Raw genomic sequence first — 21280 nt, 5'->3', positions numbered from 1 at the left:
GCCGACCCCTGGGGGTGGATCGGCGTCCTCATCTCGAAGGCCTACAAGCTGTAGACCTCAAGCTCGTACAGGGAGTATCCGTAACGCGTGGCCCGTTGGGTACCCGTCATTCGGAGGTATCTCGCGTCCTGTGCTGCAAACGCTACGACATCCTCGCCTCCGTCGCCACTACTTGTGGAGAAAACGTTCCGCCAAGTCGTGCCGTCATTGGAAACGTCGATGCGGTACCCACTGCCGTAGGCCGACTCCCAGTGCAACACTGCGCGACCGATCCGTTGCACAGAGCCAAGGTCGACCTGAATCCACTGGTTGTCGCTCCAGTCGCTGGCCCACCGCGAACCCGGGTTGCCGTCCAGCGCCTGCGCAGGCGGGAGGTTGTTCGCTCCCGTCTCGTGGGACGACGCGGAAGCGGTTCCGGTCAACGCCACGTTCGCGATGTTCTGGCCTCGCCGGGACGGGAACTGCACGACCTGCTGGAAGGTCGGGCGGTTCTGCCAGTGGATCTTCTCCTGGGTGATGCCGCCCATCGCGCGGTGGATGATCGTGTCGGCACACCACTGGTCACCGGCGGCGCAGTCGGCGTCACCTGGGTAGACCTGGTTGGCGGGCCTGGCGACGGCCGCCGAAAGCGAGTTCAGCAACGCCGTGCGGCAGCCCGCGAGAGTGCCGCCGCCGCAGTAGGTCTGCGGGAACGCGCCCTGGACGGGGTCGCCGAGGACCTTGCGCAGGTCCTTGTCCACATAGCCCCACCAGCCGTACTGGAACGAGGAACCCTTGTGCGGCGCGGCACCGTGCGCGTCGGACGGGGCCTCGTCCACCTGTTGGGCGCTCACGATCGCGTCGTACAACGCGTCACCCAGCGACGGCTTGAACTCGGCCTGCACCAGAAGCGGCCACCAGGCATCAAGAATCCTGATCGCCTCGGCGTTGGCGTAGGTCTTGCTGCCCTTCGCGGTCTCTTTGCGCAACGAGCCGGAGCGCTGCCAGTCCTTCAGCTTCTGCACGACCGGGGCCAGCGTCGCGTCCACAGGCGCCGACTCCAGCACGCGAAGCAGTTCGGGCAGCACCTCCTCAGCACGGAGGTCGGCGATGGCGGCCTCGGCCATGGCGCGGGTCAACGAAGCGCGCGTGACCTTCTGGCCGGACGAGACCAGAGCCTTGACGCGAACGTCGAGCAGGTTTCCGCGGTGCACGGCGCTGTGACCGAAGCCGCCGAACGTGAAGTCCTTCGCCTGCTTGTTGTTCCACGAGACGTAGTAGTCCTGGTTGATCGAGTTCGGGTGCCCCTCGAACGGCATGTAGGAGGCGACGTTCTCGTTGCCGTCCCAGGCGACCCACTCGTACTCGGGACGGCCCCACGCTGGCAGGTTCGGGTCCACTGTGGACCGCCGAACCGGGTTCAGGCCTGAGTTGAAGTACGCCACGTCACGGGAGTCCGCGTAGAACCAGTTGAACGCGTACCCGATCTTGTTGGCCGCCCGCTGGAAGTCGGTGGCCGAACGGATGGCGCCGGGGTCGTTGATCTCCTGGAAGCCGATGATCGAGTCGACCTCGTGCATGTACGTCGAACGCAGTGCCGTGTACGCCACGACCTTGCCGCCCACGGTCGCACGGCTCATGACCAGGCCGTACTTGGTCCGCCACATCACCAACGTGTACGAGCCCGCCGCCGTGCCGTCTGCCACCGTCGGCTTCCAGGCGTTCTTGCGCTCCAGGCGTTCCATCGGCAAGCACGAGCCGTGGAACAGGTAGGACGACGAAGCCTTGGTCGGAGCAGAACCGTCCGGGTTGCACAGCTCCACGGCGTAGGTGTCGATGATGTCCTGCGCCGAAGAAGTCGCGCTCCACGAGTAGTCGACGCCACGGCCGAGCTGCACGTACATCGACACGCCGGCGAACGAGACACCGCGCGAACGGACGCCCGGACCGTTGAGCTCCTGCAGCATCAGCAACTGCGGCGCGAAGTACCCGGTCTGCGGACCCCACACGGCGATCGGGTTGCCGGAGTCGGTGTAGGCACCGGACACCGCCAGCGCGTTGGACATGCCGTGCTTCTTGTTCAGCAGGTCGGCGGGCAGCACACCGTCCTCGAAGATGCCGCGAGCTTTAGCCACGTCATCCGGCGCGGAGACAGCGACGGCAGTACCCGTGCCGCCCACCTCGTCGTAGTTCATCCGCTCGGGCGTGATGCTGCCCGCGTCCGGAAGAGCCACGCCCTGGGGCGAAGCCGGAGAGGCCGAGTACGGGAAGGACTGTCCGTTGTGGAGGGTGAGGACGGCCTCGGGGTCGTTCTGCGCCCGGAACGCCTGCCACACCTGCTCACCGACGGCAGCGCCGTACTTGTTCTGCGCGGCGAGCTTCACGAGGGCGGACTGCACCTCGCCGCCACCACCCGCACCGAACAGGCCGCCGACGACCGAGGCGATCGCCACCATGTCCGTCGACTTGAACGGCTGGATGTCGTTCCAGTTCGTGATCGAGTCGGCGTGCCCGGTCAGCACGTACTCACCGGGGAAGTTCCGCGCCGACACGGACTTCGTGATGTAGGCGTTGATCCCGGAGATGTAGTCGTTGACGTCGGCCACGGCCTGACGCCCGCGCTCACCGTTCTTCGCCGCGGCGGTGTCGATCTGCTTCTGCAGGTCTTCCTCGGTGTACGGGATCTGGTTGTAGAAGCTCTGCTCCAGCACCCGGTTCGACGGCGCACCGCCGGCGAAGCCCGAGAGCTGGCCGCGGCCGAGGTGGCGGAACAGGTCCATCAGCCACAACCGGTCCTGCGCGGCCGCGAAGCCGGCGCCGAACATCGTGCCGGACCGCGTGGTCCCGGTGATGTGCGGCATCCCGATCTTCTTGTCGCGCACGATCGTCACGTCCGCGCGCGGCTTCACCGTGCTCTCGACCTGGTCCGACGCCACGCCGAACGACGCGTCGTTGAAGAAGTTCGCGAGCTGGTCGTTCGTGAGGCTGCTGTAGCCGTTGACCAGCGCGTCGTACTTGCCGAGCTGGTCGTTCGAGTGCGCGGGCATGGTCTTGAACGCTTTGTGCGTGAGGATCTCGGCCAGAGTCGCGTTGCCGTTGTTGCCGGGCGGCACGATGTCGCCGCACTGGCCGAGGCAGTAGTCGTCGGCAGCGAACGCGGACTCGCGAGAGTCGGCCTGGGCGGCGGACGGAACGATCAAGAGGGAGGCGGTGACGGCAGCAATCGCCAACAGGGACGTCACCGGATTGGCTCTCCGCATGGCGCGAAGCTCCTCTCCGAACAGGGCAGGGGCAGGGGTGTCTTGTGACGCAGGTTACTTTCCAGTAAGGCTATTGCGAAAGACCTTCGCGTTTTCGTGACCCAACCGCGCCGCCTGTATCGGTTCAGGACATCATCAACGCCACGTATGGGCAGAAACGAAATCCGCAATCAGATTCGTCCGGCCGTATCTGTGTTTCTGGTACGACATTCCACTAAGTGAGATTTCCGTGTTTGGTCACTCAGGGTCCCGATGTCGCCCTCTAAGCCCTGGTGGCATGCCTACGCAGCGAAGTCGGCGCGCTATTCCGGTAACTGTGAACGGTGCCCGCCATCTCGAAAAACCGTTACCACATGATGAGATAACTGAGAATTAACGTGAGCTTCGGCGTGCGTACGCGAAGATCACGAACATGTGGGAGCACGGAACGCCAATGCGGGAGGCGTCGTGATCAAGGTTCTGCTGGCCGACGACGAGGATCTCGTTCGTTCCGGCCTGCGCATGATCCTGAGCAGCGTCGGGGACATAGAAGTTGTTGCTGAGTGCGATGACGGGCATCTGGTGGCCGACCTGGCGCGCCAGCACCGTCCTCACGTGGTCCTGCTCGACATCCGGATGCGCACCTCGGACGGGCTCGCGGCACTGCGGAGGCTGCGGACCCTGCCGGACCAGCCACGGGTCTGCATCCTGACCACGTTCGACGTCGACGAGTACGTTTCGGAAGCCTTGAGACTCGGTGCGTCGGGCTTCCTGTTGAAGGACACCGAACCGGAACAGCTCGTCAAAGCCGTGCGTGACCTCGCGCGCGGTGGTGCGGTTCTCGACCCCGGTGTGGCGGCGAGGGTGCTCGCGGCCGTCGCGGACGGCGAGCGGATGGCCGAGCCGGCACGCAGGCTCCTCGCGAGCCTGTCCGAACGCGAGCGCGAGGTGCTCGTGCTGATCGGCCAGGGCATGTCCAACGCGGAGATCGGCGGCACCCTGCACCTGTCGGAGGCGACGGTGAAGGGCTACGTGTCGTCCGTGCTCGGCAAGATCGGCGCGGTCAACCGCGTGCAGGCCGCGCTGGTGGCCTACCGCGGCGGCCTGATCGCCTAGTTCCCGGAGACGATCTCCGGGACCTCGTCCACCGAAGGTTCGACCTCGACCCTGTTCCGGCCGTGCCTCTTGGCGCGGTACAGCGCCATGTCCGCGGCCGCGAACAGCTGGTCCAGCTTGGCCGGTCCCGCCGCGACCCCGATGCTCACCGTCGGGCGGCGGACCGCGCCGAGCACCATCGTCCAGTCGTGGCCGTCGACGGCCGCGCGGATCCGCTCGGCCACGTTCGGGCCCACGTCCATGTTCGGCCCGGTGTCGCCCAGCAACACCACGAACTCGTCACCGGCCCAGCGCGCCACCAGGTCGTCCGACCGGCACTCACGCCGCAGCAACGCCGCGATCTCGCGCAACGCCGCGTCGCCGGCCGCGTGGCCCGCGTCGTCGTTGACACCCTTGAACCAGTCGACGTCGACCAGCACCAGCCACGGCACCCGGCCGCGTGCCGCCGTCGACTCCAGCAACGCCTGCGCGGCGCGTTCGAGCCCCAGCCGGTTCGCCAGGCCCGTCAACGGGTCCCGCGCCGCTGCCTCCTGGGCGGCGACCGCGAGTCGTTGCGCCTGAACGGCCACCCGGCGCTGCTCCAGCGCCTGGCCGAGGCCTTCCTGCAACGTCTCCGTGGCCGTGCGCGACGCCGTCATCGACCGCCGCAACGCCTCGGCCTCACCCACCGCGTCACCCAGCGCCTGGCAGATGTCCGCCAGCTCCGTGGAGAACCGCAGCAGCAGTGATGTGTCGTTGATGCGTTCGGCGTTCGTGACCGCACGGGACGCGAGTGTGCGCGCCTCGTCGAAATCACCCTGCTCACGCCGGACGACGGCCAGCACCCAGTTGCCGACGGAGATGCCCCACAGGTCATTCGCGTCCAGCGACAGTCGCAGAGTTTCGGTGCCGGTCTCCTCTGCCTTCTCCAACTGACCGACACCGGCCAAGGAACGGGCGTAGGCACCCATCAACGCGCGGCGCATGACCTCTTCCTTGACGAGCCCCAGGCCTTCGTCGAGGTAGGCCAGGGCCTCCTCGAAGATCGCCGGTGCGGCCGCGGGAGGGCCAGAGCAGGCGCGGAAGTTCAGCGAACCACCGAGGCGCTGCAGACAGTGCGCCAACGTGTCGGTGTTGCCCGCACGGCGAGCCACCTGCACCGAGAGCCGCAGCATGTCGAGCGCCGCGCGCCGGTTGCCGATGCCCTCCATGAGATAGCCGAGCGAGCCCATCGTCTGGGCGACGGCAGGGCTGTCCGAACGGTCGGCGTCGAGGTCCGTCCACCCCTCGGCGGCCAATTCCAGGGCGAGAGGAATACGGCCGAGGCGCCACGCCATGACGGCGCGGTTCACCAGCACGGCCGACCGGACCCAGCGATCGGCTCCGGGTGACACCTTGGTGACCACCTCGTCGAAAAGACTGTTCGCCTCCGGCAGGCGGCCAGCGTTGAGCAACGCGCGGACCTCCCGGTCCAACCGCGGAATCTGGCCCGCTACCAGCGGATCACGCTGCTCCACTCGTTCATCGACTCCGTTCCGACTCGCCGAGCGGCCTGCACAGGCTACCGGGACGGTCGCGCCCCGTACCGATCGTGGTGCAGGACGTCATCAAGGGGTAGTCGGTTGCGCCAACCGTGACGTTCGAGATCAGGCGTATCGGGCAGGGATTGAACCGGTCCAACGCACAGCCATGCAACCGGACGGACCCTCGTGGGGATGTCCAGCAGGCGGCGCAGCACATCTTCTCGGTAGAAGCTCACCCATCCGACACCGAGGCCCTCTTCCGTCGCGGCGAGCCACAGGTTCTGGATGGCCAGACACACGGAGTACAGACCAGCGTCCGCGATCGCGTGCCTGCCCAGCACCGCCGGCGAACCCCGGTCGGGGTCGTAGGTGACGACGATGCCGAGCGACGACTCCATCACTCCCTCGACCTTGATACGAGAGAAGGTCTCCGCTCGTTCATGATCGAGCTGAGCTGTGAAGACCGTGCGCTCGGCCTGGACGTGATCCCGGAAGGCCCGCCGAATCGATTCATCGCGCACCAGCACGAAGTCCCACGGCTGGGAAAGCCCGACGCTCGGAGCGGCATGAGCGGCGGTCAACACACGACGCAGCACGTCGGGCGGGATTTCCTCGCCGGTGAACTCAGCGCGCGTGTCCCTGCGTCGGTGCACTACTTCGTACAGGTTCATTCGTGCGATCGTGCCTCACTCGAAAGCACCAACTTCACGCTGGAGAGGTGGCGCTGATCTCATCCGAGGCGATACACCGACGTGATGAGAAGAATGAAAGGTGGTTACGGCTCCGCGCTCGGATTCGGCTGCGGAGTCGGCGTGACCACGTTCACCGGTGCCTGGCCGCTGCTGGCTCTCATCCTGCTCGCCGCCGTCGTCGTGATCGTGTCGCTGCGCACGACGATCATCGGCGCCGGCCTGGCCGCGCTGCAGTGCTGGGGCCTTTACGCGACCTTCTTGGTCGGTGTTCGTGGCGATCTGACGGTCGACGAACACACGACCTGGGCGCTCGCGTTGTTGGTGCAGCTCGCCGTGCTGGCCTTCCTGGCCAGCACGGCGGTCCGCGTCATCGCCCTTGTGACGGGTACGGCAGCAGGGCCATCTCCCGTGCGTTCTTGATGGCCGTGGCGACCTGACGCTGCTGCTGCGGCGTCAGGCCGGTGACACGGCGGGACCGGATCTTGCCCCGGTCCGAGATGAACTTGCGCAGCAGCGTGACGTCCTTCCAGTCGACGACCGTCACGCCCTCCTTCGCGAGCAGGTTCTGCCTGCGCTTCAACGGTCGCTTCTCGCGCATCACCAGCTCGCCTTCGAGACGCCGGGAAGCTCACCCCGGTGGGCCATCTCTCGCAACCGCACACGCGACAACCCGAACTTGCGGTTGAACGCACGTGGTCGTCCGTCCACGACGTCCCGGTTCCGCAGCCGGGTCGGTGACGCGTCGCGCGGCAACTTCTGCAGGCCGCGCAACGCCTCCTCTCGGGTTTCCGGGTGGCGCAGCATCTCCTTGAGCTGCGCACGCCGTTCCGCGTACCTGGCCACGACCTCGCGGCGGCGCTGGTCCGCGGCGATCTTCGACTTCTTCGCCATCAGCGCTCCTCCTTGAAGTCGACGTGCTTGCGCGCCACCGGGTCGTACTTGCGCAGCACCAGCCGGTCCGGGTCGTTGCGGCGGTTCTTGCGGGTCACGTACGTGTAGCCGGTGCCCGCGGTCGACCTCATCTTGATGATCGGCCGGACGTCGTTGCCCTTGGCCATCAGACCTTCACCCCCTGGTGCCTCAGCCGGGCGACGACTGCTTCGATGCCCAGCTTGTCGACGGTCTTGATGGCCTTCGTGGACAGCGTCAGCGTCACGAACCGGTTCAGCGACGGCACCCAGTACCGCTTCTGCTGGATGTTCGGGTTCCACCGGCGCCTCGTCTTGCGTTGCGAGTGCGAGACGCGGTTGCCGAAGCCCGGCTCACGGCCGGTCAGCTGGCAGCGCACAGGTACCTCCATGTTGAAACGACATTCGTTTTCAACTACGGTACCTCAACATGGAAACCGTTGTCGTTATGGTGGCGGGGCTGGTCGACCACGACGTCGCCGTGCGGGTGTGGCGGGACCGGCCCGGTTCGGTGCTGGTCCGGCACGTTGCCGCCGAGACGTGCGTGCGGCGCTGGGTCGACGGCATCGCGACCGACGTCGACCTGCTGCACAACTGCGTGTCGTGCACCGTGCGGGAAGACCTGCGGGAGCTGCTGCAGCAGTTCGCCGGACACACCGTCGTGCTGCACCTGGACCCGCTGCTCGAACCGGACGCCGTGCGCCGCAACCTCGGCGTCGACGTCGAGTGCGTGATCACGGTGATCGACGCGGAGACCTGGCTGGACGACGCTCTGGGCGACGCGTCCATGGTCAGCGACCAGCGGACGGTCGCGCAGGTCGTCGTCGCGCAGGTCGAGGCCGCGGATGTCCTGGTGCTGCAAGGGGATGCGGACGAACGGACGCTGGCCGTGCTGGACCGGCTGGCTCCCGGAGCGCACCGATGCACGCCGGAGACGGTCGTGGTCAGGAGCTCGACCAGGCCGCGGATGATCCCGCTCACGCCCGACTGCGGTGTCTCGACGGCGGTTTTCACGGCGGATCGGCCGTTCCACCCGGCACGGCTGGGCGAGGCGCTCGACTCGTTGCTCGACGGCACGGTGGTGCGCTCGCGCGGCCGGCTGTGGGTCGCGGACGAGCCGGATCTCGCGCTGCACCTGGAGTCCGCGGGCGGCGGGCTGCACGTCGGCGAGGGCGGGCCGCGCGACGGCAGGACGACGCAGATCGTGGCGATCACGGTCGGCGAGCCCGGCGACATCACCAAAGCCTTCGACGAGGCGCTGCTCACCGACGACGAACTGTCCTTCGTGGACTCGATCCGAAAGCTGGAGATATGAAGTCAGGCATCCACCCCGACTACCACCCGGTGGTCTTCCAGGACGCGTCCACCGGCAAGACGTTCCTGACCCGCTCGACCGCGACGTCGGCCAGGACGATCGACTGGGAGGACGGCAACTCCTACCCGCTGCTGGTCGTCGACATCACCGCCGACTCGCACCCGTTCTGGACGGGCACCCAGCGGGTCATGGACACCGCGGGCCGGGTCGAGAAGTTCAACCGCCGCTACGGAAAGCGAGAGCGCTGATGGCAGTCCCGAAGCGCAGGACGTCGCGCTCCAACACCCGGCATCGGCGGTCGCAGTGGAAGGCCACCGCGCCGGACCTCGTGCGCGTCAGGACGCTGGACGGCAAGGAACTTCTCGTGCCACGACGACTGGTCGCCGCTTACAAGCGCGGCCTTCTCTAGGGATGCTGGACCGTCCCGTCCGGTGAGTCGCGCCACTGGTCGAAGGGGCGGTCCAGCTTCCACCCCGTGCCGTCGTGATCGAGCACGCGGTTCTCGCAGGTGTCCACGTTGGACAGCGACTCGAACAGCTCGATGCTCCAGTCGAACAACCTGCGGCACAGCAACCTGATCGTCAGACCGTGCGACACGACCAGCACGGTCCGGGGGTGCGTCTCGTCCTCGTGCATCCGGACCACCAGGCCGTCCAGGAACGCGGCCACCCGGTCGTCCACGTCCGCACCGGACTCGCCGTTGGGCAGCCGGAAGAAGAAGTGCCCGAACGCGTGGCGCTGGTGCTTGAGCACCTCCTGCTCGGCGGGGTCCTGCAGGTTGCCCCAGTCCTGCTCGCGCACGCGAGGCTCGGTGACGATCCGCTCGGCGTCGATGCCCAGCAGCTCGAACGTCCTGCGCGTCCGCTTGTAGGGCGACACGTACGCCGCCACCTGGCCGTCGCCCACCAGCTCCTTGATCGTGGTTCCGGCCGCGCGTGCCTGCTGTTCGCCCAGGTCGGTCAGCGGCAGGGCGTGGTCGGGGATGCGGCAGTAGGCGAGCTCGTCGACGTTGCCGAGGCTCTGGCCGTGGCGCAACAGGATGATCCGCACGCTTCCATCGTGCCTCAGCCGGGCACCCTGCTCGGGCGTTACAGTGCTGGGCGAGTCGAGGAGGAAACCGTCACATGATCAAGTACATCGCGCTGTACAAGAAGCCCGCCGACCCCGAGGGCTTCGACGAGAAGTACTTCGGCACGCACATGCCGATCGCGGACTCGGTGCCGGGACTCGTGCGCGCCGAGGTCGCCAAGGTGCAGCGGGTGTTCCTCGCCGGGTTCCTCGGTGACACCGAGCCCTACATGATCGCCGAGCTGTACTTCGAGTCCGCCGAGTCGATGAAGGCCGCCTTCCAGACGCCGGAGTGGGCCTCGTCGGGCGCGAACCTCACCGAGATCGGCGGTATGGAGCTGGTCGCGATGTTCAGCGCCGAGGTCGTGGCGTGAAAGCCGTCGTCATCGGCGGCGGCACGATGGGTGCGGGCATCGCGCACCTGCTGCTGACCGGCTGGCACGAGGTCTGGCTCGTCGAGGCCGACGCCGAACGGGCCCACGCGGCGTTTCTCGCGGTCAAGGCGTCGCTGCAGAAGGCCGAGGACAAGGGCAAGATCCAGATCGACGAGGCCGACCAGATGATGGCGAACCTGACCGTCGGCGAGCCGCCTGCCGACGCCGAGCTCGTGATCGAGGCCGTGCCGGAGAACGTGCCGCTCAAGCAGAAGGTGCTCGGCGACGCGGCCGCGAGGTGCCCGCAGGCGATCCTCGCGTCCAACACGTCGTCGCTGTCGATCGCGGAGATCGCCGCCGGACTTCCGGGCGAACGCGTGCTGGGCATGCACTTCTTCAACCCAGTCCCGGTCCAGCACCTCGTCGAGCTCGTGCACCACGAGGGCGTCGACCCCGCGAACGTGTCCAAAGCGCGAACGTGGGCCGAAGAACTGGGGAAGACCGTCATCGAGGTCCGCGACTCGCCGGGCTTCGCGACCTCACGTCTGGGCGTCGCCGTTGGCGTGGAAGCGATTCGCATGCTGGAGGAAGGCGTCGCTTCGGCGGCCGACATCGACACCGGCATGAAGCTCGGCTACCGCTGGCCGATGGGCCCGCTGGAGCTCACCGACCTGGTCGGACTCGACGTCCGGCTCGCGATCGCCGAGCACCTGGCGGCGCAGCTGGGGCCGCGGTTCGAGCCGCCGCAGCTGTTGCGGGACAAGGTCGCGCGGAACGAGCTGGGAAAGAAGACAGGTCAGGGCTTCTTTTCCTGGTAGATAGTTGTCCGTGCACATTCGTGAGTACACCGAGGACGACCGCGACGACGTGTTCCGGCTTCGCAAGGTCGCGTTCAACGGGACCACGCCGTCCGGGCCGTTGCTCCAGCCCGGCAGGCACGGGCTGGTCGCGGAGATCGACGGCAAGGTCGCCGGGGTGCTCGGCATAGGCGAGTACGGGCAGTTCTACGGCGGCGCCGCGGTCCCGATGGGCGGGATCGGTGGCGTCGCCGTCGACGGCGCCACGCGTGGCCGAGGCGTCGCGGGCGCGCTGCTCGACACCGCGCTGACGACCATGCGGGAGCACGGTCAGCCCATCTCGGTGCTCTACGCGACCGTACCCACCCTGTACCGGGGTCGTGGCTGGGAACGCGCGGGGCTCTTCGAGTGGGTCGAGCTGCCGATGGACAGGGTGCTCTCCGTCGCACGGCCCACTGAGCTGCTACGTTCGCGTCCGGCCGATGAGAGCGATCTCACCGCGCTGCACGCCTGCTACCTCGAGGTGGCGCGGACGATCGACGGCATGGCCGACCGCCGCCCGCCGAGGATCGACCTCGAGAAGGTGCTCGAGATGGACCTGGTGAGCGTTCTGCCCGGCCCGAACGGTCTGCGCGGCTATCTGACGGCCCAGCGCGAGCCCGGCGGCGAGATGGGCCGTCTGAAGGTGCACGACCTCATCGGTGTCGACGTCGAGGCCCAGCTGACCCTCCTCGCGTCGCTCAAGTCGTGGGCGGGCACGCTCGACGCCATCGACCTGCGGATCACCGACCCGGCGACGCTCGACCTGCTCGGCGCGACGCCGATGCGGTACTCGGTGTGGACCTCGACGTGGATGCTGCGCGTCGTCGACCTGCCCGCCGCCGTGGCCGCGCGTGGCTGGCCGCGCCTGGCGAACGCCGCGGTGGACCTGGAGATCGTCGACGAGCACGCGCCGTGGCACGCGGGCAACCAGCGGATCGTCGTCGAGGACGGCACCGTGCGCGTCGAGCCCGGTGGCAGCGGTGCGGTCCGCCTGCACGCGCGGGCGCTCGGCCCGTGGTTCACGGGGTTCCAGAACACGCATGCGTTGCGGCGCGCGGGTTTGCTCGAGGGCGACCCGGCCGATGCGGTGCTGCTGGACCAGCTGGTCGGCGCCTCCGGCGTCCCGCGGCTGGCGGACTTCTTCTGATGACCGACGTCTATCACGAGGTCATGCGCGCGATCTGGGACCACAACCTGCATTTCGGGCTCTGGTCGTCCGAAGAGGACGAGTCCCCGAACCGCGTCGCGGCCGAACGCATGACCGCGCTGCACATCGACAAGCTCGGCGCGCGACACGGCTGGCGCGTTCTGGACCTGGGCCGCCGGGTCGGCACGTCGGCGTTCCGCTTGGCCGAGGCCTCGCACGCCGACATCGTGTCGGTGTCCCCGTGCGCTGACCACGTTCGTCGCGCGAACGCGCGTGCGGACGCGTTGTTCGTGGACGAACAGGTCCGGTTCGTGCACGGCGACCCGCACGCGATGCCGTTCTCCGCCGACGCGTTCGACGCGGCGTGGGCCGTGGAGACGTTGCCGCACTTGGGCGATCGGGTCAGCGTGTTGCGCGAGCTGGCGCGGGTGGTGAAGCCGTCCGGTGTGGTCGTGGTGTCCGACTTCGTGCAGCGCAGGCCGGTCGCGCAGGGGGTGCTGGACGAGCTGCAGCCGATCCTGAGCACCTACGACATCGACGAACTGCCCACGTTCGCCGCCTACCCGAAGTTGTTGGCGGCAGCGGGCTTGCACGTGGTGGAACTGCTGGACCTCACCGTGGAGACGCGCAAGACCGTGCCGCGCATGCAGGCCGGCGCTCGCACGCACTACGACGCTCTTGTTGCGGCGCATGGAGAAGAAGCGCGGGAGTATCTCGACCAGATACTTTCACCGATCGCGATCCAGCCGTCATTGGGCTATTTGATGGCGGTTGCGCGCGTCTGAACTCGTGCACGCGCTCGCGCCAAGTAAGAATGAACGTGTGACTGGGGACGACGAGGTCAGGCACGCCTACGGCGACAACATGGGTTGGCGCCTGAAGGGCTATGCGAAACGGCACAGCGGGCCGCCGGTCAGCGTGCGGGAGATCTCCCGCGCGCAGTTCCTGGAGATACGGCCGTTGTTCGACGCGGAGGACAACCCGTGGCTCGTCGACCTGCACGAGGTGAGCCGCGAGATCTGGCCGAGCGTCGAACGGGTGCTCGGCCCGCTGGACCCGGACCAGGACTACTACGTCACCGGCCATCCGCTGGACTGGGACAAGGATCCCGTCCAGGTCGCGCGTGACCTGATCGACGAACGGTTCCCGCTCGCGACGGCGGCGTTCCTCGGCGGCAGCGTCGCGGCGGGCACCTACACGGCGAACTCGGACCTGGACATCGTCGTGATCGTCAACGACCTGTCCTACGCGTTCCGGGAGACCATGGAGCACCGCGGCTGGCCGGTCGAGCTGTTCTGCCACACCGTCGAGTCGTTCCAGGACTTCGTGGCCCGTGACACCCAGGACCGGCGCCCGCCGTTGCTGCACATGTGCGCCGAGGGGTTCCTCATGCTCGACGCCGACGGCACGGGCCAGCGCATGCGTGCCGAGGCGCGCGCTCTGCTCGACGTCGGCCCTCCTGTGCCGACCGCCACCGAACTCGAAGACCGTCGCTACGGCACCACCGACCTGCTCGAAGACCTCATCGGAGCGCGGGACGACGACGAACGGCTGTTCGTCGCGGCACGGCTGCTGACCTGCGCGGGGGAGTTGGCGCTGGTCGTGCAGAACAAGTGGCTCGGACACGGGAAGTGGTTGCTCAGGCGGTTGAAAGAGGCGAAGGCCGACGAGCTCGTGGACGCGTACCGGGCGTTGGTGCGGGGCGAGGGTGCTGAGTGGTTCATCGAGGTTGTGGAGCACGTCCTCGTGTCGGCCGGCGGTCGGCTGGAGGCCGGTTACCGCCGGGACGCGTCACCCCGGTAGATCCGTATTCTCTCTGTTCGTGCTGCTCATCGTCCTGGAACTGATCGGGATCGCCGTCTTCGCCGCGTCCGGCGCGGTGGCGGCGGTGCGGGCGCGGCTGGACGTGTTCGGCGTGATCGTCCTGGCGCTCACCACGGCGCTGGGCGGCGGCATCATCCGCGACGTGCTGCTGGGCGTGCACCCGCCGACGAGCCTCAAGAACTGGCCGTACCTGCTGGTCGCCGGGGTCACGGGCCTGATCGTCTTCTGGTTCCACCCGACCGTTGCCAAGCTCCGCCGCACGGTGCTCCTCCTGGACGCCGTGGGGCTCGGTCTGTTCGTCACGTCCGGCACCACCACCGCGTTGGCTCTCGGCGCCACGCCCTACGCCGCGTGCCTCATCGGCATGACGACAGGGATCGGTGGCGGCGCGGTCCGCGACCTCCTACTCCGAGAGATTCCTCTGGTGCTGAGGAGAGAGATCTACGCCGTGGCGGCGCTCGCCGGAGCGGTCGTGGTCGCACTGGGTGAATGGGTGCGACTGCCGAAAGACCTGGTCGCGCTGACTGGAGCGTCAATAATCATCACCATCAGGCTGATCGCGCTCTGGCGGAAGTGGAATGCGCCGGTCGCGAGAGGCCTGGAGGGTTAACACTGAACTCACACCCGCTGTTAGGGCCCTTCTCAGGCGCCTCTCAGATCCCTCAGCAACACTGCCCCTATGCGCATCCTCGTTGTCGATGACGATCGGGCGGTCAGGGAGTCACTCCGCCGCTCGCTCCAGTTCAACGGCTACCAGGTCGAGACTGCCGGAGACGGCATGCAGGCCCTGGAGTCGGTGACTGCCGCCAGGCCCGACGCCATGGTGCTCGACGTGATGATGCCGCGGCTGGACGGGCTGGAGGTGTGCCGGCGCCTTCGCAGCACCGGTGACGACCTGCCGATCCTCGTGCTGACCGCGCGGGACGCCGTGAGCGACCGCGTGTCCGGTCTGGACGCCGGGGCCGACGACTACCTGCCCAAGCCGTTCGCGCTGGAGGAGCTGCTGGCACGACTGCGCGCGCTGCTGCGCCGCGCCGCCCAGGACATCGACGCCGCCCAGCAGTCCGCGGCCGTCCTGAAGTTCGCCGACCTCGAGCTGGACCCGTCCACCAGGGACGTCCGCCGCGGCGAGCGCGCCATCAGCCTCACCCGCACCGAGTTCGCGCTGCTCGAGCTCCTGCTGGCGCACCCGCGCCAGGTGCTGACCCGCAGCCGCATCCTGGAGGACGTGTGGGGATACGACTTCCCGACCTCGGGCAACGCACTCGAGGTCTACGTCGGGTATCTCAGGAGGAAGACGGAGCTGGAGGGCGAGCCGAGGCTGATTCACACGGTGCGTGGGGTGGGCTACGTCCTGCGGGAGACGCCTCCGTGATCTTCGAACCCCAGGGACGGCTGCAGAAGGCGTCGCTGCGGGCTCGGGTCACCTGGCTCGCGGCGTTCTGCGTCGCTGGAGCCGTCGCGCTGGTGTCGTTCGGTGCGTACATGATCGTTCGCAAGAGCGTGTACGACGCGCTCGACGAGAGCCTTCGCACGCGTGCCGTCGCGGTGGCGACCGGTCAGAAGATCAACACGCCGGACTTCGTCGGCAAGTACCCCGCGGCCTTCCTCGCGGCCGGCGACGTCAAGATGGGCGTGCTGCTGGCGGGTTCCGGTCAGATCCTCTACCCGGACGGCTTCGAGCCGCCGCCGACGGTCGAGGAGGCGTGGGACGTCGCCCAGGGCGAGCGCGGCGAGTACATCTGGACAGACCACAAGACCGAGTCCCGCGTCATCGCCGTGCGGTACCAGCAGAACCAGGCGATCCTCATCGCCCAGTCGATGGTGCCGCAACGGACGACCCTCGCGAAGCTCAGCGTGGTCCTGCTGCTCATCGGCGGCGCCGGCGTGCTGCTGGCGGCGATCGCGGGCACGGCAGTCGCGCGCACCGGTCTGCGGCCGGTGCAGAGACTGACCGAGGCCACCGAACGCGTGGCGAACACCGGTGACCTGACGCCGATCCCGGTGTCGGGCGACGACGAGCTGGCGCGGTTGACGCACAGCTTCAACGCGATGCTCGGCGCGGTCGCGGAGTCGCAGGAACGACAACGCCGCCTGGTCGCCGACGCGGGCCACGAACTGCGCACGCCGCTGACGTCCATGCGCACCAACCTGGAGCTGTTGCTCGCCTCAGAACGCCCGAACTCCCCGACGTTGTCCCAAGAGGACAAAACGGAAATCCAGTCGGACGTGCGCGCCCAGCTCGACGAACTGACCACGCTGATCGGTGACCTGGTCGAACTCGCCAGGGAAGACGCCCCGCAGATGGTGCAGGAACCCGTCGACCTCGTCGAGGTGGTAGAACGGTCCCTGGACCGCGCGCGCCGACGCGCCTCGAACGTCACGTTCGACGTGCAGCTGCAACCGTGGACACTTCTGGGTGATTCAAGTGCTCTCGAGCGCGCGGTGCTGAACCTCCTCGACAACGCGGTGAAGTTCAGCCCCTCGGGCTCTGCGGTGCGGCTGAGCCTGCGTCAGGTGGGCGACGGCAGCGCCGTGGTGGAGGTGGCGGACGCGGGCCCCGGTATCGCGGACGCCGATCTACCTCACGTTTTCGAGCGGTTCTACCGATCGTCTGAGGCACGGACCCTGCCGGGTTCCGGTCTGGGACTCGCCATCGTCAAGCAGGTGGCACAACGGCACGGCGGCACGGCCACAGCGGGCAGAGCGCCCGAGGGCGGTGCCCTGTTCACGTTGCGCCTACCCGGACGTCCGTAAGGTGGGGCGTGTGAGTCATCGCGTGAACGGCGATTCGTCGTCGACCTGGGAGACGACGCCTCCCTCCGAGGAAGGCACTGCGCGCTCCTCGTCGTACTCGTACGACGACGAACCAGCGCCCAGGTTCTCCAAGAAGAAGACGAAGAAGAAGCAGCCGTTCTGGAAAGAGCTGCTGGTCATCTTCAGCGTTGCGCTGCTGCTGACCGTCGTCATCCAGACGTTCGTCGCGCGCGTGTTCGTCATCCCGTCGGCCTCGATGGAGACGACGCTGCACGGCTGCACGGGCTGCGTGAACGACAAGGTGCTGGTCGAGAAGATCACGTACCTGTTCCGCGACCCCCAGCCGGGCGACGTGATCGTCTTCCGCGGCCCGCCGAACTGGACCGGCGGCAAGCAGCCTCCGAACTTCGTCGCGGGCACGCTGCAGGACCTCGGTTCGATGGTGAACCTGTCCGAGCCCAGCGGCACGGACTTCATCAAGCGCGTCATCGCGGTCGGCGGCCAGACCGTCGAGTGCTGCGACGACCAGGGCCGGGTGCTCGTGGACGGCAAGCCGCTGGACGAGCCGTACCTGAACTTCGGCGGCGGCCCGCGCCAGCAGGACTCGTTCGAGAAGGTCACCGTTCCCGCGGGCAAGCTGTGGGTCATGGGCGACAACCGCAACAACTCGTCGGACTCGCGCAAACACGGCGACCCGACGCCCGCCGACGGTGCGATTCCGATCGACAACGTGGTGGGCAAGGCGCGGGTGATCGTGATTCCCGTCGGGCGCTGGGGTTCGATCTCGGACTTCAACCCGCAGACCGGCGGCAAGTAGGGCGTAGAGCTGCGAAGGGGCGAGGGCCGGGTTGGCTCTCGCCCCTTTTGCGTTCTGCGGGAACGCGCGCCGTCGCGAAGCGGCGATGACGCGACCAAGGCCCGTCAATCCCGCCCAGGCAACCACGCTGGAACGTACGCGCGGTGGCACGAACCCGACGGCCGGTCGGGACAGGGGCGCCGCCGATCACTTGGGCGGCGTCTTGCGTTGTGCGGGGCCGGTTTCTGAACGAGGACGAACGCGTCGCCGTCGTCGTCCACCTCAACGGCCGCCCACGCGAAACGCTCGGCCGGGACATCCCAGCCGAGCGTTTTACGTGCGGGGAATCAGCCCTTCGTCGAGCCCAGCGTGAGCCCGCCGACGAACTGCCGCTGCAGCACGAAGAACACGACCAGCGTGGGCAGCGCGACGAGCAGCGACCCGGCCGCGATGAGGTTGTTGTCGGTGAAGAACGTGCCCTTGAGGTTCTGCAGCGCGGAGGTGACCGGCATCTTGTCGCCGTCCTGGATCAGCACCAACGCCCACAGGAAGTCGTTGTAGATCCAGGTGAACTCCAGCGTCGCCAGCGCGGCCAGCACCGGGCGGCACAGCGGCAACGTCAGCTGCCAGTACTGCCGGAACACCGACGCGCCGTCCACGCGGGCGGCCTCGGTCAGCTCGTACGGGATCGTCTTCATGTAGTTCGACAGCACGAACGTGCAGAAGCCGGACTGGAAGGCGATGTGGATCAGCACGACACCGACCGGCGAGTCGATCAGCGAACCGCTGTCGCTGATCCACTCCGGCACCTCGATGAGCCGGTACAGGCGCCACAGCGGCGTCACGATCACCTGCTGCGGCAACAGGTTGCCCGCGGTGAAGATCATGAGCAGCAGCAGGTTGAACTTGAAGCTGAACCGGGACACGCCGAACGCCACCATCGAGCTGAGCAGCAGCGTGACCACCAGTGCCGGGACGGTGATCAGGAACGTGTTCCAGTAGAAGTGCGGCAGGTTGCCGATCTCCCACGCCTTGGCGAAGTTGTCGAACGTCAGCGACTTCGCGATCGAGAAGTAGCCGTTGACCGACGTGTCGTCGTACGTCCGCAGCGACGCGTAGACCGCCCACAGCAGGGGCGCCAGCGTCATGAGGCACGTCAGGATCAGGAAGGTGTGCAGCGCGACCCGGGCCGGCGTGACCACGCGCTTCTTCACAGCCGGCGCAGAAGGCCGTTCCAGCGTGGCCGTCACGTCCGGTTCTCCTTGCTGAACGTCTGGTACAGGTAGGGGATGATGACGCCGAGCGAGATCGTCAGCAGGATCACCGCGACCGCGGAACCCCGGCCGATGCGCGAAGCCTCACCGATGATGTTGTCGGTCACCAGCACCGACAACAGCTCCAGACCGTTGCGCCCCTTGTTGATGACGTACACGATGTCGAACGCGCGCAGCGCCTCGATCACCGTCACGACCGCGACCACGATGTTCACCGGCTTCATCACCGGGAAGGTCACGCGGAAGAACGTCTGGGTCGCCGAGGCGCCGTCCAGCGCCGCCGCTTCCTTCAGCGCCGGGTCCACCGACTTCAGGCCCGCCAAGTACAGCAGCATGATGTAGCCGGTGTGCCGCCACGCCGCCGCGACGAGCACGGCGTAGAGGTTGATGTCCGAGTCGCCGATCCAGTCGACGGGCTTGTCGCTCAGCCCCAGCAGGGAGTTCAGCAGGCCGCCGTCGGGCGTGTAGATCAGCTGCCAGATGAAGCCGATCAACGCGAGCGACAGCACCATCGGCATGTACAGGGCGCTCTGGTAGATCCGGCTGCCCTTGATCTCCCGGTCCAGCAGCACCGCCAGCAGCAGACCGGCGCACGTCGGCACGATCAGCAGGAACGCCAGCCAGATCAGGTTGTGCTGCACCGCCGGCCAGAACCGCGGGTACTCGGTGAAGATCTCGGCGTAGTTCCCGACACCGATCCACTCGATGTCCTCGAACCCGCCGATGCCGTTCCACCTGCTGAACGACAACGCGATGGAGCCCAGCGTCGGGATCCACACGAAGAGCAGGTGCACGATCGTGGGAATGCCGAGCATGAGCCCCAGCACCAGTTTGTCCGTGCCTGCGAGGGCGGTGGCACGCTTTCCACGCCGACGAGGCGGCGGCCCCACGGGGGCCACCGCCTTCGGCTTCTCCTGCAACGCGGTCACTTGAAGATGTTCTTCGCCTGATCAGCCATGCCCTTGAGCACGGAGTCGATGTCGTCGGGGTTCTTGATGAACGCGATGAGGCCGTTGGTGGCCGCCTCGCTCGCGAAACCGGGGTCGGTGTCGCGGTCGAGGAACTGCGTGATGTGCTTCGCGTTCTTGATGGTGTCCGCGACCTTCTTCTGCAGCGCGGTGTAGCCGGAGGTGTCCGCCTTCTGGTTGGTCGCGACCGCGGTCGGGTCGGCCTTGAGGTAGGCGAGCTGCGGCTCGGCGCTCGACAGGTACTCGAGCAGCTTGAGCGCACCCTCCTGGTTGGCGGGCTTCTTCGCCATCATGTAGCCGTCGATCGGAGCCTCGACGGTGTCCTGGCCCCACTGCGAGTTGATCTCCGGGAACGGGAAGAAGTCCAGGTCGTCCTTCTCCGCGTCCGGGAACTGCTGGCCGACGAACGCGCCGAGCAGGTACATGCCGGACTTCTTCTGCTGCAACGTCTGAGCGGCTTCCTGCCACTCGCGGCCGAGCGCGTTCTCCTGGTGGAACGGCAGCAGCCGCTTCCAGGTGTCGAAGACGTCCTTGACCTTCTTGTCCTGCCAGTTCTCCTTGCCGGCCAGCAGGTCGACGTGGAACTGGTAGCCGTTGATCCGGAAGTTCAGCTGGTCGAACGTGCCCATGCCCGGCCAGCCCTGCTTCTGGGCGAAGGCGATCGGGATCAGGCCGTCGGCCTTCATCTTGGTGCAGAGCGCGACGAGGTCGTCGAGCTTCTTCGGGACCTCGTAGCCCTTCTCCTGCCACACGCTCTTCCGGTAGAACATGCCCCACGCGTACTGCGTGAACGGCACGAAGTACTGCTTGCCGTTCGTGCCGGTGGACGCCTGCTTGAGCGGGTCGGAGTAGCCGCTGCCGATCTTGCCCCACAGGTCGCTCAGGTCGCCCGTGAGGCCCTGGTCGGCGAAGAACCGCATGCGGTACCCGGCGAACCAGGCGAGCACGTCGTCCGGCTTGCCCTGCAGGTAGTTGTTGATCTGCTCCTGGTACTGCTCGTGCTGCTTGGTGTTGATCGTGACGGTCGTGCCGCCGGAGTTCTTCTCGAACGCCTTGACCGCCGCCGTGATCGCGTCCTTCGGCACCTGGTCGGACAGGTTGTTGCCGAACGTGACGACCTTCGAGTCACTGCCGGAGCTCGAACCACCGCCGCCGCACGCCGCGAGGCCACCGGTCGCGGCCACGCCGGCACCGGCCAGCATGATCCGCAACAGGGTGCGCCTGTCGAGTTGCGGTAACGGAGAGGAACCTGACGCGTACCGGACCATCTTCGCTCCTACAGGTGACACTCGCTCGTGTGCGAACCGAACAGGACTCCAACAAAGTTGCGCACAATGTGGTCCTAGGCACACATCCTGTCAAGTCCCGTTACTCAGCTGTTAAAGCCGTGCACAGCCCGTTTCTAGCACGATCCCGGTCCGTGTACCGGTCAACCGCCGAACAGACCCAAACGTGAAGTTGTGTTTGCTTGTGTTGACGTTG

The 21280-nt window shown here is 67.3% G+C and carries 25 protein-coding genes; 14 read left to right on the top strand and 11 right to left on the bottom strand.

Annotated features, from left to right (window positions below):
- Positions 1-41 precede the first annotated feature (41 nt).
- A complete protein-coding gene (locus tag ABZ345_RS19610; RefSeq protein ID WP_359850233.1) occupies positions 42-3239 on the bottom strand; it encodes a penicillin acylase family protein in 3198 nt (1065 codons plus the stop codon).
- 447 nt (positions 3240-3686) lie between these two features.
- Here ABZ345_RS19610 and ABZ345_RS19605 point away from each other — a divergent pair, with 447 nt between their 5' ends.
- Positions 3687-4334: a response regulator transcription factor gene (locus tag ABZ345_RS19605; protein ID WP_045311865.1), complete on the top strand. Its 648-nt coding sequence runs from the start codon at positions 3687-3689 to the stop codon at positions 4332-4334.
- Here the strand turns inward: ABZ345_RS19605 and ABZ345_RS19600 are convergent.
- Positions 4331-5830 (bottom strand): diguanylate cyclase, encoded by a 1500-nt coding sequence (locus ABZ345_RS19600; RefSeq protein ID WP_359850229.1) that lies wholly within the window; start codon positions 5828-5830, stop codon positions 4331-4333. The genes ABZ345_RS19605 and ABZ345_RS19600 overlap by 4 nt on opposite strands.
- Before the next feature lie 44 nt (positions 5831-5874).
- On the bottom strand, positions 5875-6507 hold the full coding sequence (gene bluB / locus ABZ345_RS19595) for a 5,6-dimethylbenzimidazole synthase (RefSeq protein ID WP_359850226.1): 633 nt from the start codon (positions 6505-6507) through the stop codon (positions 5875-5877).
- Between the two features lie 84 nt (positions 6508-6591).
- On the opposite strand from bluB, the gene ABZ345_RS19590 reads away from it, so the two are divergent.
- On the top strand, positions 6592-6948 hold the full coding sequence (locus ABZ345_RS19590; protein WP_359850224.1) for a hypothetical protein: 357 nt from the start codon (positions 6592-6594) through the stop codon (positions 6946-6948).
- Here the strand turns inward: ABZ345_RS19590 and rpsR are convergent.
- Genes rpsR through rpmB form a run of 4 tightly spaced genes read right to left on the bottom strand, consistent with a single transcriptional unit; the run spans position 6896 to position 7828 of the window.
- The gene (rpsR, locus tag ABZ345_RS19585) at positions 6896-7126 is read right to left on the bottom strand and encodes a 30S ribosomal protein S18 (protein ID WP_359850221.1); all 231 of its coding nucleotides are present in this window, start codon (positions 7124-7126) and stop codon (positions 6896-6898) included. The genes ABZ345_RS19590 and rpsR overlap by 53 nt on opposite strands.
- Positions 7126-7419 (bottom strand): 30S ribosomal protein S14, encoded by a 294-nt coding sequence (rpsN, locus tag ABZ345_RS19580; RefSeq protein ID WP_359850218.1) that lies wholly within the window; start codon positions 7417-7419, stop codon positions 7126-7128. The genes rpsR and rpsN overlap by 1 nt, the downstream gene beginning before the upstream one ends.
- Positions 7419-7586, bottom strand: a complete 168-nt coding sequence (gene rpmG / locus ABZ345_RS19575; protein ID WP_359850215.1) for a 50S ribosomal protein L33 — start codon at positions 7584-7586, stop codon at positions 7419-7421. Before rpmG ends, rpsN begins: the two co-directional genes overlap by 1 nt.
- Complete coding sequence (gene rpmB / locus ABZ345_RS19570) at positions 7586-7828, bottom strand: 50S ribosomal protein L28 (RefSeq protein WP_359850212.1); 243 nt, start codon at positions 7826-7828, stop codon at positions 7586-7588. The genes rpmG and rpmB overlap by 1 nt, the downstream gene beginning before the upstream one ends.
- A gap of 38 nt (positions 7829-7866) precedes the next feature.
- On the opposite strand from rpmB, the gene ABZ345_RS19565 reads away from it, so the two are divergent.
- Genes ABZ345_RS19565 through rpmF form a run of 3 tightly spaced genes read left to right on the top strand, consistent with a single transcriptional unit; the run spans position 7867 to position 9160 of the window.
- Positions 7867-8751 (top strand): GTP-binding protein, encoded by an 885-nt coding sequence (locus ABZ345_RS19565; RefSeq protein ID WP_359850209.1) that lies wholly within the window; start codon positions 7867-7869, stop codon positions 8749-8751.
- Positions 8748-8999 (top strand): type B 50S ribosomal protein L31, encoded by a 252-nt coding sequence (locus ABZ345_RS19560; RefSeq protein WP_359850206.1) that lies wholly within the window; start codon positions 8748-8750, stop codon positions 8997-8999. The genes ABZ345_RS19565 and ABZ345_RS19560 overlap by 4 nt, the downstream gene beginning before the upstream one ends.
- Entirely contained in the window at positions 8999-9160 is a 162-nt protein-coding gene (gene rpmF, locus ABZ345_RS19555; protein WP_045311875.1) for a 50S ribosomal protein L32, read from the top strand. Before ABZ345_RS19560 ends, rpmF begins: the two co-directional genes overlap by 1 nt.
- On the opposite strand, the gene ABZ345_RS19550 is transcribed toward rpmF, so the two are convergent.
- Positions 9157-9801: a histidine phosphatase family protein gene (locus ABZ345_RS19550; protein WP_359850203.1), complete on the bottom strand. Its 645-nt coding sequence runs from the start codon at positions 9799-9801 to the stop codon at positions 9157-9159. The two genes, rpmF and ABZ345_RS19550, sit on opposite strands and share 4 nt — an antisense overlap.
- A 74-nt stretch (positions 9802-9875) precedes the next feature.
- Between ABZ345_RS19550 and ABZ345_RS19545 the strand changes: the two genes are divergently transcribed.
- The 9 genes from ABZ345_RS19545 to lepB all read left to right on the top strand — a co-directional run bounded on the left by ABZ345_RS19545 (position 9876) and on the right by lepB (position 17577).
- Positions 9876-10193 carry an EthD family reductase gene (locus tag ABZ345_RS19545; protein ID WP_359850200.1) on the top strand — a complete coding sequence of 106 codons (318 nt, stop codon included), beginning with the start codon at positions 9876-9878 and terminating at the stop codon, positions 10191-10193.
- Entirely contained in the window at positions 10190-11011 is an 822-nt protein-coding gene (locus tag ABZ345_RS19540) for a 3-hydroxyacyl-CoA dehydrogenase family protein (RefSeq protein ID WP_359850197.1), read from the top strand. Before ABZ345_RS19545 ends, ABZ345_RS19540 begins: the two co-directional genes overlap by 4 nt.
- Positions 11012-11021: 10 nt before the next feature.
- Positions 11022-12179, top strand: coding sequence for a GNAT family N-acetyltransferase (locus tag ABZ345_RS19535; RefSeq protein ID WP_359850194.1), 1158 nt, complete (start codon positions 11022-11024; stop codon positions 12177-12179).
- On the top strand, positions 12179-12964 hold the full coding sequence (locus tag ABZ345_RS19530; protein ID WP_359850191.1) for a class I SAM-dependent methyltransferase: 786 nt from the start codon (positions 12179-12181) through the stop codon (positions 12962-12964). Before ABZ345_RS19535 ends, ABZ345_RS19530 begins: the two co-directional genes overlap by 1 nt.
- 37 nt (positions 12965-13001) lie before the next feature.
- On the top strand, positions 13002-13982 hold the full coding sequence (locus ABZ345_RS19525) for a nucleotidyltransferase domain-containing protein (RefSeq protein WP_359850188.1): 981 nt from the start codon (positions 13002-13004) through the stop codon (positions 13980-13982).
- A gap of 19 nt (positions 13983-14001) precedes the next feature.
- Positions 14002-14613 carry a trimeric intracellular cation channel family protein gene (locus ABZ345_RS19520; RefSeq protein ID WP_359850185.1) on the top strand — a complete coding sequence of 204 codons (612 nt, stop codon included), beginning with the start codon at positions 14002-14004 and terminating at the stop codon, positions 14611-14613.
- A gap of 69 nt (positions 14614-14682) precedes the next feature.
- Positions 14683-15378 carry a response regulator transcription factor gene (locus ABZ345_RS19515; protein ID WP_359850182.1) on the top strand — a complete coding sequence of 232 codons (696 nt, stop codon included), beginning with the start codon at positions 14683-14685 and terminating at the stop codon, positions 15376-15378.
- Positions 15378-16760 carry a HAMP domain-containing sensor histidine kinase gene (locus ABZ345_RS19510; protein WP_359850308.1) on the top strand — a complete coding sequence of 461 codons (1383 nt, stop codon included), beginning with the start codon at positions 15378-15380 and terminating at the stop codon, positions 16758-16760. The genes ABZ345_RS19515 and ABZ345_RS19510 overlap by 1 nt, the downstream gene beginning before the upstream one ends.
- Positions 16761-16770: 10 nt before the next feature.
- A complete protein-coding gene (gene lepB, locus ABZ345_RS19505) occupies positions 16771-17577 on the top strand; it encodes a signal peptidase I (protein WP_359850179.1) in 807 nt (268 codons plus the stop codon).
- Positions 17578-17903: 326 nt separating this feature from the next.
- Here the strand turns inward: lepB and ABZ345_RS19500 are convergent, their stop codons facing one another.
- From ABZ345_RS19500 to ABZ345_RS19490, 3 genes are read right to left on the bottom strand one after another with little or no spacing between them, the layout of a single operon-like run.
- On the bottom strand, positions 17904-18806 hold the full coding sequence (locus tag ABZ345_RS19500) for a carbohydrate ABC transporter permease (RefSeq protein WP_359850176.1): 903 nt from the start codon (positions 18804-18806) through the stop codon (positions 17904-17906).
- On the bottom strand, positions 18803-19759 hold the full coding sequence (locus ABZ345_RS19495; protein ID WP_359850173.1) for a sugar ABC transporter permease: 957 nt from the start codon (positions 19757-19759) through the stop codon (positions 18803-18805). The genes ABZ345_RS19500 and ABZ345_RS19495 overlap by 4 nt, the downstream gene beginning before the upstream one ends.
- Positions 19756-21066: an ABC transporter substrate-binding protein gene (locus ABZ345_RS19490; RefSeq protein WP_359850170.1), complete on the bottom strand. Its 1311-nt coding sequence runs from the start codon at positions 21064-21066 to the stop codon at positions 19756-19758. The genes ABZ345_RS19495 and ABZ345_RS19490 overlap by 4 nt, the downstream gene beginning before the upstream one ends.
- Between the last annotated feature and the right edge of the window lie 214 nt (positions 21067-21280).

This window comes from Lentzea sp. NPDC005914, assembly GCF_040629405.1.
Lineage (GTDB): Bacteria > Actinomycetota > Actinomycetes > Mycobacteriales > Pseudonocardiaceae > Lentzea.
This window is presented reverse-complemented; position numbering and strand designations above follow the sequence as displayed.

Bases quoted from the DNA above. Each gene is read 5' to 3' on its own strand.
- ABZ345_RS19560 (WP_359850206.1), top strand. From the start codon at position 8,748: ATGAAGTCAGGCATCCACCCCGACTACCACCCGGTGGTCTTCCAGGAC.
- ABZ345_RS19590 (WP_359850224.1), top strand. From the start codon at position 6,592: ATGAGAAGAATGAAAGGTGGTTACGGCTCCGCGCTCGGATTCGGCTGC.
- rpsN (WP_359850218.1), bottom strand. From the start codon at position 7,419: ATGGCGAAGAAGTCGAAGATCGCCGCGGACCAGCGCCGCCGCGAGGTC.
- bluB (WP_359850226.1), bottom strand. From the start codon at position 6,507: ATGAACCTGTACGAAGTAGTGCACCGACGCAGGGACACGCGCGCTGAG.
- rpsR (WP_359850221.1), bottom strand. From the start codon at position 7,126: ATGCGCGAGAAGCGACCGTTGAAGCGCAGGCAGAACCTGCTCGCGAAG.
- ABZ345_RS19490 (WP_359850170.1), bottom strand. From the start codon at position 21,066: ATGGTCCGGTACGCGTCAGGTTCCTCTCCGTTACCGCAACTCGACAGG.
- rpmB (WP_359850212.1), bottom strand. From the start codon at position 7,828: ATGGAGGTACCTGTGCGCTGCCAGCTGACCGGCCGTGAGCCGGGCTTC.
- rpmF (WP_045311875.1), top strand. From the start codon at position 8,999: ATGGCAGTCCCGAAGCGCAGGACGTCGCGCTCCAACACCCGGCATCGG.
- ABZ345_RS19565 (WP_359850209.1), top strand. From the start codon at position 7,867: ATGGAAACCGTTGTCGTTATGGTGGCGGGGCTGGTCGACCACGACGTC.
- rpmG (WP_359850215.1), bottom strand. From the start codon at position 7,586: ATGGCCAAGGGCAACGACGTCCGGCCGATCATCAAGATGAGGTCGACC.
- ABZ345_RS19530 (WP_359850191.1), top strand. From the start codon at position 12,179: ATGACCGACGTCTATCACGAGGTCATGCGCGCGATCTGGGACCACAAC.
- ABZ345_RS19545 (WP_359850200.1), top strand. From the start codon at position 9,876: ATGATCAAGTACATCGCGCTGTACAAGAAGCCCGCCGACCCCGAGGGC.
- ABZ345_RS19515 (WP_359850182.1), top strand. From the start codon at position 14,683: ATGCGCATCCTCGTTGTCGATGACGATCGGGCGGTCAGGGAGTCACTC.
- ABZ345_RS19610 (WP_359850233.1), bottom strand. From the start codon at position 3,239: ATGCGGAGAGCCAATCCGGTGACGTCCCTGTTGGCGATTGCTGCCGTC.